This is a genomic window from Clostridium tunisiense TJ, assembly GCF_000300195.1.
Classification (GTDB): Bacteria; Bacillota; Clostridia; order Clostridiales; family Clostridiaceae; genus Clostridium_J; species Clostridium_J tunisiense.
Genome location: NZ_AMQH01000019.1, coordinates 53,315 through 67,521 on the forward strand (window position 1 = coordinate 53,315; position 14,207 = coordinate 67,521).

Here is a 14,207-nt window from a genome sequence, read left to right on the forward strand (position 1 = left end):
ATATGGGGGATTATGTTATGAATGAAGTTTTACAACAAATAAAAAGCAGAAAATCTATGAGAGTATTTGAAGATAGGCCTATTGAAGCTATGTTAAAAAAAGAAATTCTAAATGCTGCCTTTGAAGCTCCAACGGCTGGTGCAATGATGCTCTATAGTATACTAGACATTACCGATGAAACATTAAAGAAAAAATTATCCATAGAATGCGACAATCAACCTTTTATTGCTGACTCTCCGTTAGTGCTTATATTTCTTGCAGACTACCAAAGATGGTACGATGCTTTTGAATTAGAAAATTGTAATCCAAGAACACCGGGGGAGGGAGATATCCTTCTTGCATGTGCTGATGCTATAATTGCGGCTCAAAATACTGTGGTCGCTGCTGAATCTTTAGGAATTGGTTCATGCTATATTGGAGATATTATCGAGAATTGTGAAACTATTAGAGAGTTGCTAAACCTTCCAGAGTACGTTTTACCTGCGGCTATGTTGGTTTATGGATATCCAACTGAAGGACAAAAAAACAGAAAAAAACCTGTGCGTTTTGAAAAACAGTATATAGTCTATGAAAATAAGTATCGTAGACTATCAAGAGAAGAACACATACAGATGCATGAAGGAAGAAATGAAAAGGCAGGGGTAGCAAATAAAAATGTTAGCGAGGGGATCAAAGCTCTTTGTAATCGTAAATATATGTCTGATTTTTCCTTAGAAATGAATAGATCAGCAGGGGAATATCTTAAGAAGTTTAGAATAAAATAATGTAGTTTAGCTAACTTATAAGTGATAATTAAAAACATTGAAAGAGGCGAGAAAGTACTACTTCCTTGCCCTTTTTAGTTGAATGAATAAGTTATACGGTTGCTGAAATACACCCCTAGGGGGTGTAAATGAGTGGAATTCGTAGATATAATGGAAAAAACAAAGATAATTAGGGGAAAACTTCTTTCTATAAGAATTTTCATATATTGACTTATTAGAACATGGAGAGTATTATTAATTTATAGACACCCCCCAAGGGGGTAGTGATAATGAATGAAGGTGATAAAATGAACAACGAAAAAAAGAAAGCACTTCAAGCATTGAAAACATCTAGAGGACAAATTGAAGGAATTATAAAGATGTTAGAAGATGAAAGATATTGCGTTGATATATCAAATCAAATAATTGCTGCTCAAGGACTTTTAAAGAAAGCAAACTTGTTAATTCTAGAGCAACATATAAATCACTGTGTAAAAGATGCCATTATAAATAACGATGGCAGTGAGAAAGTAGAAGAAATAATGAGTATTATTGCTAAGCTAACAAATAGATAAGAAGTTAGCTATTTAATAACTAAGAGATTTTGAATTAAGAGGGAGGGGCAAAATGATTGAAAAAACTATAAAGATTGAAGGTATGACTTGCGCTTCTTGCGCTAAAGCTGTTGAAAGAGCAGCTAAGAAGTTAGATGGTGTAAGTGAAGCATCAGTAAATTTCGCAACAGAAAAGCTTACTGTAAAGTTTGATGGATCAAAGATATCTTTGATAGAGTTAGAAAATGCTATTGAAAAAGCTGGTTATAACGCAGTTAATGAAGAAAGCAGTAAATACTTTAAAATAGAGGGTATGACTTGTGCATCTTGTGCAAAGGCAGTGGAGCGAGCAGTAGAAAAGATTGATGGAGTTAATGAGGCTAGTGTTAACTTTGCAACTGAAAAATTGAATGTAGCTTTTGATTCTTCAAAGGTTAGAATATCAGATATAAAGAAAAGTGTAGAAAGAGCGGGCTATAAAATTATAGATGAAGAAGTTACCGTGGATACAGACAAAGTAAAAAAAGAAGAAGAGATGAGAGCGCTATGGAAAAGATTTGTGATTTCAGCAGTGTTTACTATCCCCTTATTAATTGTAGCAATGGGACCTATGATTGGGTTGAAGCTACCAGAAATAATAGATCCTAAAACTAATGCTGTAAACTTTGCTATTTTACAGATTATTCTTGCTACACCAGTTGTTATGGTTGGAAATAAGTTTTTTAAAGTAGGGTTTAAAACCTTAGTCAAGGGTAGCCCTAATATGGATTCATTAATTGCCATAGGAACCTCAGCATCCTATTTGTATAGCGTATTTGGAGTATATAAGATTTTAATTGGAAATCATCACTACACTCACAATCTATACTTTGAATCGGCAGGGGTTATACTAACATTAATTACTCTTGGAAAATATCTTGAATCAGTTACAAAAGGAAAGACTTCTGAGGCTATAAAAAAGCTCATGGGATTGGCACCTAAAACTGCTACTATAATAAAAAATCATATAGAGGAAATAGTTCCTATAGATGACGTGGAAGTTGGCGATGTAATTATTGTAAAGCCAGGAGAAAAGCTACCTGTTGATGGAGAAGTTGTTGAAGGAAGTACATCTATTGATGAATCTATGCTTACAGGAGAAAGTATACCTGTAGAAAAGAATGTTGGGTCCAAGGTTATAGGTGCAAGTATAAATAAGGCTGGTTTCATTAAGTATAAAGCTACAAAAGTTGGCAAAGATACGGCTTTAGCTCAAATAGTAAAGTTGGTTGAGGAAGCTCAAGGGTCAAAGGCACCTATTGCAAAAATGGCGGATGTTATTTCTGGGTATTTCGTACCAGTAGTAATTGTACTTGCAATTATTTCGGCCCTTGCTTGGTATTTTTCAGGGCAAACAGGAACTTTTGCACTAACAATATTTATATCAGTTCTTGTAATTGCGTGTCCATGTTCTCTAGGACTTGCAACCCCTACTGCTATAATGGTGGGTACTGGCAAGGGTGCGGAATATGGAGTTTTAATAAAAAGTGGTGAGGCTCTTGAAACAGCACATAAAATTAAAACTATAGTATTTGATAAAACTGGTACAATTACTGAAGGTAAACCAAAGGTAACTGATATTGTTACAGTACAAGGTATAGATGAGAACTATCTTTTACAACTTGCTGCAAGTTCAGAAAAAGGATCTGAACACCCTCTTGGGGAAGCTATAGTTAAAGCGGCAGAAGAAAAGAATTTAGAAATAAAAAAAGTAGAAGGATTTAAGGCAATCCCTGGACAGGGAATACAGGTTGTAATTGATGGAAAGCAAATATTACTCGGAAATAGAAAACTTATGGAGGAGAGTAATATATCCTTAGATAATCTAGAAGAAACCTCAAATAGACTAGCAAATGAAGGAAAGACACCAATGTATGCTTCAGTAAATGGTAAGATTAATGGAATAGTTGCAGTTGCTGATACTGTAAAGGCAAGCAGTAAAAAGGCTATAGAAAAACTTCATAAAATGGGTATAGAAGTAGCCATGATTACAGGAGACAATAAGAGAACTGCAGAAGCAATAGCTAAGCAGGTTGGAATAGATGTGATACTTGCAGAAGTATTACCCCAAGATAAGGCAAGTGAAGTAAAAAAACTTCAAGGAATGGGCAAGAAAGTTGCAATGGTTGGAGATGGTATTAATGATGCACCAGCCCTTGCACAAGCAGATGTTGGAATTGCTATAGGTTCTGGTACAGATGTAGCTATAGAATCAGCTGATATAGTTTTAATGAGAAGTGACCTTATGGATGTTCCAACAGCAATTGATCTAAGTAAAAAGACAATAAAAAATATTAAGGAGAATTTGTTCTGGGCTTTTGGTTATAATACTCTTGGTATTCCAATAGCTATGGGAATATGGTATATCTTTGGAGGCAAGCTTCTTGACCCAATGATAGCAGGTGCTGCAATGAGCTTTAGCTCAGTTTCAGTTCTTTTAAATGCATTAAGACTTAAAGGTTTCAAACCACTTAATTAAGTAAGCTTTAAAGGAGGGAAATCAAAGGTTCTTAAAGCTAGAATTCTAGGTGTATCAATTTTCACTGGAATAAGATACCCTTCCTAAGATAATCACTAAATGAAAATAATAACTATTTAATTTAAAAAGTATGATAATATGGAGGAAAAACTTTAGTTAAAGCTTCCATGTTTCAAAAATAAAAATATTTAATTGGAGGAGATTTAAAATGGCAAAAAAAATATTAATCGAAGGAATGAGTTGTGGACATTGCGTTATGCACGCAACAAATGCATTAAAGGAAATAGGACTTACAGATGTGAAGGTTGAGTTAGCTACAAAAACAGCAACAGCTGAAGGTGAGGCATCAGATGAGGCTATAAAGGCTGCAATTGAGGATGCGGGCTATGAAGTGGTTAAAATAGAAAATATTTAATATAAATTGTCTATAAAAAATGCAGCCTTTTTAAATAGTAACATATTTAAAAAGGCTGCATTTTAATTTTTGAAAAGCATTTGAATCGAAAGCTTCAGGACATTATGTTAACGTATAAAATTAGTTCTAGCTCTTTCTTCTTTTTCTGGGAGTGCAATACCGTACTCTTTACCCGCTTGAATACACTTTAAAAGCCAGGCCATATTTTTACCTAAAGTTCTCATAACCTGCATTCCTTCTAAATCTTGTTTTACTTCTTCTGGAGTATTTCCATGAACCATATTCCAGTATTGAGAGGATACTATAGGCATTTGGGAAATAGTAAAGTATTTGTTTAGTTGGTCAAGAGCTGCTGTTGAACCTCCACGACGGCAACTTACAATTGCAGCACCAGGTTTATATTCAAAGCCACTTCCAGCATAGAAGAATCTATCTAAGAAAGAAGTTATTTCACCAGAGGCTCCAGCATAATGAACTGGGGAACCAAAAATAAATCCATCAGCTTCCTTTGCTTTTTCCAAAGCAATATTTACTACATCATCATTAAAAACACATTTATTACTATCATTTTTATAACAGCCACCGCAAGCCATACAGCCACGAATAGGTTTGTTTCCTATGTGGAAAATTTCAGTTTCAATATTTTCTTTTTCTAGTTCCTTTGCTATTTCACATAAGGCAGTATAAGTACATCCTTTTAATCTAGGACTTCCGTTAATAAGTAATACTTTCATTTTATCATACCTCGCTTTTGATAAAAGTTGTTATTAAATTTGATACTTTTATTAATCTATGATAATATTCTAGAATATAAGTGTTATACATACAAGTACGTACTTTTTTGTGGTATAGTTCCTAAAAAGATACTTAAAAAAGGAGGAAAATGCAATCATGGATAGATGTGTTTTAAATATTAAGAATAAAGAGTATGCATGTACCTTTGAGATAGCAATGGATTTAATAGGAGGCAAGTGGAAACCTATTATAATATGGCATCTCGGAACTAAGGGAACAAAAAGATTTAATGAGTTAAAAAAACTTCTACCCCAAATAACTCAAAAAATGCTGACACAACAATTAAGGGAACTAGAAAGTGATTGTTTAGTTGAAAGAAAAGTATATCCTCAAGTACCTCCAAAGGTAGAATATTCTTTATCAGATTTAGGTGAAAGCTTAATGCCTATCTTAAGGATGATGTGTCAATGGGGGGAAGGTTATTATGAAAGAATGTGCAATTATGAAAGTGAATTAAATGTTAAGTGAGATAATAAGTGTAAAGTTATAACTATTAAATACTACTGTGTAATCTTTTACAATATATTAGAGTAGAGAAAAAACATGGGATAGAAGAAACAGTTACTTATAAAAGGAAAAACTATGTAAGATTTCTTACATAGTTTTTATTTTTATAAATTTTCTACATGTTTTATAATACATTAGCTTCACAACCATGAATATAGAAAATCAATTTACACTACAGTTAATAAATTAATGTAAAAAAATAAAACAACTAAAAATAGTCGTTTTTTTATATAGATTCATTATTTTAACTTTACTAATAACTTATATTAATATCATATAACAAAATCATCACATTGTCAAGGAAAAACTAGTAAATAAATGAAAAATGGACTTTTTATCTATTTCTCTTGTAACTTAGTAGGAGCTCAAGAGAATTGGCTTTATTGAGAGTTTTATGTTTTTTGTTTAATACTGTAAAATATAATAGTTGGCAGAAAAATTTGGTAGTTGGAGAGAAAAATAATTTAAATAAGTTTCAATTTACTTAAAAGAATGTGAGGTGTTAGAATGTCTGCACATAGTCATCCGGAATATAAAAGCGAGGTTGAAAGATTAGCCTATACACTTGAATATTTAAAGAATTATAATAGTAGTGTGCTAAAAGAAAAACTAAGAATAGATAGGGAAGTTGAGTACGGTTTAAGTCACTACAACTCAGATAATGCTGAGCAATTCAATGAACTAGTGATAAATAAGAACATCAATGAATCCTTATCACAGAAATTGAAAAATCTTGATAAGAGTCTTTCAAAACCTTATTTTGCAAGAGTGGATTTTGTGGAAGAAGGGGCAAAAATAAAACAAGATTTATATATTGGCAAAGTATCCTTAATGAGAGACAGTGATCAGGAACTGATTATAATTGATTGGAGAGCTCCTGTTGCAACTCTTTACTATGAAGGAAGGCTGGGTGAGGCATCTTACCAAAGTGCTGATGGGGAAATAAAAGGTGAAATAAAACTAAAAAGGCAATATGCCATTGAAAAAGCTGAACTACAAGAAATATATGACATAGATATAACTACTAATGATGATTTTCTTCAAGCTGCGTTAGGGTCAAGTAAAGATAATAGGTTAAAGGATATAGTTTCAACCATTCAAGCAGAACAAAATAAAGTAATCAGAGCAGATATGTGGAAACCTTTAGTTGTCCAAGGTGCTGCAGGTGGAGGAAAAACCACCATAGCTCTCCATAGAATAGCATATCTTCTATATAACTACGAAAGTACTTTAAATCCAAAAAACTTCATGATAATCGCACCTAATAGATTCTTTTTAAGCTATATTTCAGAAGTGCTTCCTGACTTAGGTGTAGAAAATGTATTACAAACTACCTTTGAGGATTTTGCTCTTGGTATACTTGGAAAGAAGCTCAAATTAAAAAGTTCAAATGAAAAACTTTCTTTTTTAATAAATAATAATCATAAAGATTTCCAACAGAAAAACAATTTAATAAAGTTAAATTCTACCTTTAAGTCTTCCTTGGATTTTAAAGACTCTATAAATAGATACATTAAGCTTATAGAGGATAACCTAATACCAAATGGAGATTTTACTATAGAAACTTTCACTTTAATTAAATATGAAAGAATAAGGGAAATGTTTTTAGTAGAATATAAACATCTACCAATGGTAAAAAGGATTAATGAAATCAAAAAAACCTTAGTAAATACCTTAAGACAAAACAAAGAATCTATTATAGAAGAAGTAATAAGACAGTATGATGGGAGGATAGAAGCTATAAAGGATGAAATGGGGGATTGCGATAAAAGGAGAAAATCTATTATAAAAATTGCAGACACCAGAGATGCTCTTGTGGAGAAAATAAGAAAAAAATCTAAAACCATAGTAAGGGAATATTTAAATAAATTTAAAATACTAAGTCCAATAGAATATTATAAAAGGTTCCTTATGGATGAGATTATATTTAATAAATTTACTATGAACTATATTAAGGAAGAAGTAGCTAAGGATTTAAGAGTTGAAACACTGAAAAGCATAGAAAGTAATACAATTGAAATGGAGGATTTAGCTCCATTGATGTATATAAAGGAGCAAATTCAAGGACTGGATGACAAAATTTCAGTAAGACATGTAGTAATAGATGAGGCTCAAGACTTTAGTGAATTCCAGCTATTTATATTAAAAAAATTAATTGGAGGAAATTCTTTCACAGTTCTGGGAGATTTATGTCAGGGTATATACTCCTATAGAGGAATAAACAATTGGGAACAGGTATCAAAAAGAGTTTTTGGAGAAGATAACTTTCAAATGCTTACTTTAGAGCAAAGTTATAGAACTACCATTGAAATCATGGATGCCGCCAGTAAAGTTATAAACTCTTTAAAAGATTCAAACCTTCCTAATCCTAAACCAGTAATCAGACACGGAGAGCCTGTTACAATATTCGAAAAACACGATCTAAGTGAGGTATCAAAAGGAATTGTAAGCAAGGTTAACGCTGTGCTAGAAGAAGGGTTTAAATCAGTAGCAATAATTTGCAAGACTTTAGATGAGTGTAAAAATTTGAAAACAGAATTAAGAAAGTATGAGTTAAATGTTGAAGTAATTACAGGAAGTGAGAGTCAATACTCAGGTGGTGTGGTGTTAATACCAAGTTATTTAGTAAAAGGTCTAGAATTTGATGTTGTAATTATTGCTAATGCAAGTAAAAAAACTTTTACTAAAGATCCACTAGACGTAAAACTTCTTTATGTAGCAATGACAAGACCACTCCACAGGCTTTATATTTACTCAGTTGGAGAAAAAGCAGAGATGCTTCAGTTGTAAATAAAATTACTAATAATAACAACTACTTAATATGTAATGGCTTTTAAATAAAATATATAACTAAAAATTTAATTCAAAATCATAATTAACCCCTTATGAAGAAATCTCATAGGGGGTTAATTTTATTAATCAGTCATTTAATTGGTAGCTATGTAATTTAATTTCATATTTTAATAAAAACTTGCAGAAGATTATTGACATTTGGAAAATACAAGAATATAATTTAGTTAACGAAAATGATAATCAATATCAATTAATTACGAAGAGGTGTTTAATATGAGTAAAGTTACTATAATCTATTGGAGTGGTACAGGAAATACAAAAACTATGGCAGAATTTATTGAAGCCGGAGCAAAAAGTAAGGGTTCAGAGGTTGTATTAAAAGAGGTAGGAGAGGCAACTATCCAAGATATAGAGCAAGCAGATGTTGTTGCTCTTGGTTGCCCATCGATGGGAGATGAAATTTTAGAGGAATCCGAAATGGAACCTTTTATTGAAGAAATAAAAAATTATGTTAAAAACAAGAAAATAGTGTTATTTGGCTCTTACGGATGGGGAGATGGACAGTGGATGAGAGATTGGGAAGAAAGAATGCTTAGTTATGGAGCAGTAATTCAATTAGATTGCATTATTGCAAACTATGAGCCAGATGAAGACAAAAAAGAAGAGTGTGTAGAACTAGGCAAAAAAATAGCTCAGTAAAAATTATGTGATTAAGCATTAATAAAATAGATCATTAACATAATCATACGCTTGAAAAGTCAGGTTAGGTCAATCAATAGTTTTTAACTTCAGTTTAAGAATATAAGTGAGATAACAATCAATAAGGAGTGGTTATAGTGAAATTAGCAGCAAAAGACTTTAGAGAGAATTTGAACTTATTAAATGATATCGATTATATGGTAAGTATTATTGCTTATAATATTGCACCAACCTTAAAAAAGCTAAAAGCTGCTACCACTGTAACCTTATGTGATAATCACAGAAATATGGCACACCTTTGGAAGGTTTATAGGACGGAAGTTACAAAAAAACTAAATATATGTGCCTTTGATTTAAAAGAGACGGAGAAGGCAATTGTAGTGCTGTTCTATGATGAGAAGTTTTTGCTAGAAAAAATTCAAGAGGAGTATAATGCAAAGTTTTTAATTGAGCTAGGGTATAGGCCAGATGAAAGTTTAGAAGAGAGTTTAAAAAACTTAAAAGCGAGATATAGCAAGTTGGTCTGCCCTCATGAATTAGGGATATTCTTAGGTTTTCCTCTTGAGGATGTTAAGGAATTTATAACAAATCCTTATAAGGAATGTTTGTTATGCGGATATTGGAAAGTCTATCATAATAAAGAGAATGCTTTAAAAACCTTTAAGTATTATGATGAAGCTAAAGTAGAAATTTTAAATATACTCTATGAAGGTATAGATAGATTAAGAACTATAGCTTTATAAAAGAAGAATAGTGTTTAAATTATTACGCTATTTTTAAGCAAAAAACATGCTGGAGAAATCTAGCATGTTTTTTGTTTAAACAAAAGTTAAGATAGTTGGAGGGTTATTACTTTATTAAATATAAGAATTTTGAATAATTCCAAAATTAAAACAGAAAAAAATACTAGGATATATAAAGCATTACTAAAATCAGACGATTAAGAAAGTAAAGTGATTTTAAAATTAACAAGAAACTTTTAGCGTACTTGTTATTAAATACTACTAGAAAGGGATGAACTAATGAAAAGGTTAAAACAAAAGAGGAGTAATATTGGATTGCAAAGTAAATTAACTATTAAGATGAAGTTAGTAATTGGATTTCTTCTTATGTCTTTGCTTATAGGAGCAATAGGTACCTTAGGAACTTTAGCAATGAGGCGGGTTAACAACAATGGAAAGGTAATATCAGATAGTAAATTAGCTTCTGTTGAGAAAGGTACATACATAAGGCATAATATTTTAGCTATAAGAGTTAATATGGTTAGTATTTTAGATGAAAGTCAAAAAAATAAAATCCAAGATTACTTAGGAGATATTTCAGGTACTGTAGCTTTAAATGATAAGCTTTTTAAAGAACTAGAGGCTATACCAAACAAGACAAAAGAGGAAGAAGAAATCTATAAGGAACGAATTTTACCAGAGTTAACGAAATATGGTGAAACAAGAGAGAAAGTTATTGAAGCAGTTAAATCAAATAATTATGCAGAAGCTAGAAGATTATATGATTTTGAGTTGTTGGGTCAAAGTACATTATTGGAAAATGCTTTAACAAAAATGATATCAGCTAACTTAAAGGAGAGTGAAAGATTAAAAACCGTAAATAACTCCATTTATTTAAAATCTTTTTACTTTATGATAGTAGCAATAGCAGTTGGTGTTATTGTTGCAATAACTACTGGAGCTTACTTAGCAACAAGTATAGATAAAAGATTAAAAAGAGTAGTTGGATTTGTTAAAGAGTTCGGTGACGGAAACCTAACCCAAAACATAGAAATTAAATCTCATGATGAGATAGGTATGGTAGAAGTATCAATAAACAAGGCCATGGAGAATGTTAGAAGTCTAATTAAGGAAATTAATGTAGGAGCTCAGGACGTTAGTTCTACAAGTGAAGAATTATCAGCAACCCTAGAAGAAGTTTCGGCAAAAATGGAGTTTGTAAATGAGGCAACATCAGAAATTGTGAGGGGTACTGAAGAAGTAAGCTCATCAACGGAGGAGATTAGTGCTTCTATGCAAGAAATTGGTGCTACAACGCAAGAGCTAGCTAATAGAGCACAAGAGGGATATAAATCTTCTAAGGAAATACAAAACCGCGCAATTAATGTTAAGAATAATGGCGTGGATTCTATGGAAAGCTCTAAGTTAATTTACAGAGAGAAATTTAATAAGGTAAAAGAAGCAATTGAGGATGGAAAAGTAGTTGAAGAAATTACAGTGATGACAGAATCTATTGGAGCAATAGCAGAACAAACTAATCTACTTGCATTAAATGCGGCTATTGAAGCAGCAAGGGCAGGAGAACAAGGCAGGGGCTTTGCTGTTGTTGCTGAGGAAGTACGAAGGTTAGCGGAACAATCTTCTAGTACTGTGGCTAGTATTCAAAAGGTAGTAAATCAAGTTAGAATTGCCTTTGAAAAACTTTCTAACAGTGCTGAAGAAACTTTGATTTATATAGATAAAAATGTAATGAAGGATTATGAAACTATGGTGGAAACTGGTGAGCGGTATGAAGAGGATGCAAAGTTTCTGTACATAATGGCTCAAGAAATTGCAGTAGCAACAGATGAAATGTCTAACACAATTGAACAAATTAATTTGGCTATTCAAAATGTGTCGGCAACTACTGAAGAAGCAGCTTCAAGCTCAGAAGGAATAATGGGCGGAGTAAGTGAAAGTACTGTAGCTATTGAGGAAATTGCAAAAGCTGCACAAAGTCAGGCACAGTTAGCAGAAAAATTAAATGAATTGGTACAAGAATTCAAAGTATAAATTTATTAAATAATCATTCTAGTGAGTTAAGTGATGAAGCAAAAAACTACTTAAAGGGCATAGAAATTTATATTAAACTAAAATTTTAATATAATGTAATATATGATTGTTAAAAAAGATGTTATCTGAAGATAGATAACATCTTTTTCTTATATGAATTTAACTATATAGAGCATCGTTGTTTTCCTATATAATGTATATAGGGGAAGAACTTATTCTAAGGAATTTATTATTGATGTGTAGAGTGTTTTAACATGAGAATAAAAAGCTTATTAATATATTAATAACTTTATAAGAATAAATTCTTATAGGATAAGAAAAAATGTTTATTATGGGGGGAAAAATGGAAAACTTAAATATTATTGAAATTCAAGAGCTAATGGATAGTGGGAAGTTAACTTCAGTAGAACTTACGAAGTATTATTTGCAAAGAATTAAAAAGTACAATGCAAATTATAATGCCGTTTTAGAAATCAATGAGGAGGCACTGGTGATTGCTGAAGAGCTGGATAATCATAAAAAGATAAGGGGAAAAAGAAGTTTACTTCATGGAATTCCTATACTTTTAAAAGACAATATAAATACTAACTGTTACAATCTTCATACTACAGCTGGGTCTATTGTTTTAAAGGATTTATATGCAAGTTATAATGCTTTTATTGTAGACAAGCTAAGAGAAGCAGGAGCTGTAATTCTTGGGAAAGTAAATCTCTCTGAGTTTGCAAACTTCATTTCAGAAGATTCCCCAAATGGATTTAGCGCATTAGGAGGCAAAGTTAAAAACCCTTATGGTAACTTTGATGTAGGTGGTTCAAGCTCTGGATCTGCAGTAGCTGCTGCTTTAGATTTGTGTCAGATTGCCATAGGAACAGAAACTGCAGGTTCAATTATAAGTCCAGCCTCTAGTAACTCAGTGGTAGGAGTAAAACCAACGGTAGGGCTTGTAAGTAGATACGGTATAATTCCAATATCGTGGACACAAGATATTGCAGGACCAATAACAAGAAATGTGGTGGATGCGGCAATCACCTTGAGTATTATTAGTGGTAAAGATATTAATGATAAGACGACTTATGACTTGGAGAAAAGAACTGTACCTAACTATTTAGAAATATTGGATAAAAACTCACTTAATGGAGCAGTGATAGGAGTTCCAGAGTGTAATTTTGATGATTATGAAGATGAGGAAACAAAGCAGATATTTAAAACTGCTGTAAAGGAATTAGAAAAACTTGGGGCAAGAATAACGGAAGTGCATATTCCTAAGGAAAATCACTTAATAAATGGGGATGTTTTATTCTATGAGTTTCCAAAGGCTTTAGAGGAATACTTTAAAACTTTAGGAGACTTGGCTCCTGTGAAAACTTTAGAGGAGATAGTTAAATTTAATGCGGAAAATCTTCTAGAGAGAGTTCCTTATGATCAAAGAATATTTGAAAGATGTTTGGAAATGCAAAAGGACTATGATGAAAAGTACCAAGATACTCTAAGAAGTAGTATAAGCTACGGAAGAGAAATAGATTATATAGTAAAAGAATATAAGTTAGATGCGTTAGTTTTTTTAAATACAAGTGGGGTTGGTATTGCGGCAAAGGTTGGATATCCGTCAGTTACAGTCCCAGCTGGATATACAAAAGATAATAGACCTATAGGCTTAACCTTTACAGCTACTGGATTTACGGAAGATAAGTTGCTATCTTATGCTTATGCTTATGAGTGTGCATATAATAAGAGGAAAAGTCCATTAATTTAAGTTATAAATAAAAGTTTTTCAAATAAAAACCTCTATACAATCCGTTGTATAGAGGTTTTACTAGGTTTGCCTACAGTTTTCTAGGGGATACTTTTTCTTAACAGAGGAATAATAGTTTTACTTGAAAGTTTTGGAGGGAGGTGAAAAGAATGAGGCATATTATTGCTTTGCTTATAAAGTTTGCAATGATTGCTATTGCTTTAGAAGTGGTTCTTAGTATGTTAACAACCCTAACTTTCACTGACATCTTATATATAGCTGCAACTGTAACAATTTTGGCTTATATTGTAGGAGATATTTTTGTACTCTCTATGACAAATAACACTATAGCAACAATAGCAGATGTTGGGCTAACTTTAGTTACTATTTATGCTTTTAATTATGCTTGGAATATTAGTAGAATATCACTAACAGATTCATTGATAGCCGCAGTAGTGGTAGGAGCAGGAGAATGGTTTTTTCACAAATACGTGGCTAATAATGTTTTTCTAAGTAGAGAACAATAATAGAATGGTTTAATAAATATAATATTAAAAGGCTAGGACGTTTTATTTGTTTTATAGTCCTAGCCTTTTAATTATTAAATCTCAAATATTTTGATCCTTTTATAGGAAATATTATAATAATATATAAGTTTCAATAAAGTTATCAAATAG

General features: G+C 31.8%; 12 protein-coding genes. 11 read left to right on the plus strand and 1 reads right to left on the minus strand.

Annotated features, from left to right (window positions below; genetic code table 11):
* Positions 1-17 precede the first annotated feature (17 nt).
* The 4 genes from C661_RS0118895 (at position 18) to C661_RS0118910 (ending at position 4,230) form a co-directional block, all read left to right on the plus strand.
* Complete coding sequence (locus C661_RS0118895) at positions 18-764, plus strand: nitroreductase family protein (RefSeq protein WP_017416905.1); 747 nt, start codon at positions 18-20, stop codon at positions 762-764.
* 287 nt (positions 765-1,051) lie between these two features.
* On the plus strand, positions 1,052-1,318 hold the full coding sequence (locus C661_RS0118900) for a metal-sensing transcriptional repressor (RefSeq protein ID WP_026051124.1): 267 nt from the start codon (positions 1,052-1,054) through the stop codon (positions 1,316-1,318).
* Between the two features lie 52 nt (positions 1,319-1,370).
* Positions 1,371-3,815, plus strand: coding sequence for a heavy metal translocating P-type ATPase (locus tag C661_RS0118905; RefSeq protein ID WP_017416907.1), 2,445 nt, complete (start codon positions 1,371-1,373; stop codon positions 3,813-3,815).
* A gap of 208 nt (positions 3,816-4,023) precedes the next feature.
* Entirely contained in the window at positions 4,024-4,230 is a 207-nt protein-coding gene (locus C661_RS0118910) for a heavy-metal-associated domain-containing protein (RefSeq protein ID WP_017416908.1), read from the plus strand.
* 107 nt (positions 4,231-4,337) lie between these two features.
* Here C661_RS0118910 and C661_RS0118915 read toward each other — a convergent pair whose 3' ends face one another.
* The gene (locus C661_RS0118915; RefSeq protein WP_017416909.1) at positions 4,338-4,964 is read right to left on the minus strand and encodes a flavodoxin family protein; all 627 of its coding nucleotides are present in this window, start codon (positions 4,962-4,964) and stop codon (positions 4,338-4,340) included.
* 157 nt (positions 4,965-5,121) lie between these two features.
* Between C661_RS0118915 and C661_RS0118920 the strand changes: the two genes are divergently transcribed.
* The 7 genes from C661_RS0118920 (at position 5,122) to C661_RS0118950 (ending at position 14,057) form a co-directional block, all read left to right on the plus strand.
* A complete protein-coding gene (locus C661_RS0118920) occupies positions 5,122-5,493 on the plus strand; it encodes a winged helix-turn-helix transcriptional regulator (RefSeq protein ID WP_017416910.1) in 372 nt (123 codons plus the stop codon).
* Between the two features lie 546 nt (positions 5,494-6,039).
* On the plus strand, positions 6,040-8,322 hold the full coding sequence (helD, locus tag C661_RS0118925; protein ID WP_017416911.1) for an RNA polymerase recycling motor HelD: 2,283 nt from the start codon (positions 6,040-6,042) through the stop codon (positions 8,320-8,322).
* 276 nt (positions 8,323-8,598) lie between these two features.
* Positions 8,599-9,024 (plus strand): flavodoxin, encoded by a 426-nt coding sequence (locus tag C661_RS0118930; protein WP_017416912.1) that lies wholly within the window; start codon positions 8,599-8,601, stop codon positions 9,022-9,024.
* A 137-nt stretch (positions 9,025-9,161) separates the two neighbouring features.
* A complete protein-coding gene (locus C661_RS0118935) occupies positions 9,162-9,767 on the plus strand; it encodes a DUF3793 family protein (protein WP_017416913.1) in 606 nt (201 codons plus the stop codon).
* Between the two features lie 279 nt (positions 9,768-10,046).
* Positions 10,047-11,798: a methyl-accepting chemotaxis protein gene (locus C661_RS0118940; protein WP_017416914.1), complete on the plus strand. Its 1,752-nt coding sequence runs from the start codon at positions 10,047-10,049 to the stop codon at positions 11,796-11,798.
* Positions 11,799-12,141: 343 nt separating this feature from the next.
* The gene (locus tag C661_RS0118945) at positions 12,142-13,551 is read left to right on the plus strand and encodes an amidase family protein (RefSeq protein WP_017416915.1); all 1,410 of its coding nucleotides are present in this window, start codon (positions 12,142-12,144) and stop codon (positions 13,549-13,551) included.
* Between the two features lie 149 nt (positions 13,552-13,700).
* Positions 13,701-14,057, plus strand: a complete 357-nt coding sequence (locus C661_RS0118950; RefSeq protein ID WP_017416916.1) for a DUF2512 family protein — start codon at positions 13,701-13,703, stop codon at positions 14,055-14,057.
* The last annotated feature ends 150 nt before the right edge of the window (positions 14,058-14,207 follow it).

Bases quoted from the DNA above. Each gene is read 5' to 3' on its own strand.
- C661_RS0118895 (WP_017416905.1), top strand. From the start codon at position 18: ATGAATGAAGTTTTACAACAAATAAAAAGCAGAAAATCTATGAGAGTA.
- C661_RS0118900 (WP_026051124.1), top strand. From the start codon at position 1,052: ATGAACAACGAAAAAAAGAAAGCACTTCAAGCATTGAAAACATCTAGA.
- C661_RS0118905 (WP_017416907.1), top strand. From the start codon at position 1,371: ATGATTGAAAAAACTATAAAGATTGAAGGTATGACTTGCGCTTCTTGC.
- C661_RS0118910 (WP_017416908.1), top strand. From the start codon at position 4,024: ATGGCAAAAAAAATATTAATCGAAGGAATGAGTTGTGGACATTGCGTT.
- C661_RS0118915 (WP_017416909.1), bottom strand. From the start codon at position 4,964: ATGAAAGTATTACTTATTAACGGAAGTCCTAGATTAAAAGGATGTACT.
- C661_RS0118920 (WP_017416910.1), top strand. From the start codon at position 5,122: ATGGATAGATGTGTTTTAAATATTAAGAATAAAGAGTATGCATGTACC.
- helD (WP_017416911.1), top strand. From the start codon at position 6,040: ATGTCTGCACATAGTCATCCGGAATATAAAAGCGAGGTTGAAAGATTA.
- C661_RS0118930 (WP_017416912.1), top strand. From the start codon at position 8,599: ATGAGTAAAGTTACTATAATCTATTGGAGTGGTACAGGAAATACAAAA.
- C661_RS0118940 (WP_017416914.1), top strand. From the start codon at position 10,047: ATGAAAAGGTTAAAACAAAAGAGGAGTAATATTGGATTGCAAAGTAAA.
- C661_RS0118945 (WP_017416915.1), top strand. From the start codon at position 12,142: ATGGAAAACTTAAATATTATTGAAATTCAAGAGCTAATGGATAGTGGG.
- C661_RS0118950 (WP_017416916.1), top strand. From the start codon at position 13,701: ATGAGGCATATTATTGCTTTGCTTATAAAGTTTGCAATGATTGCTATT.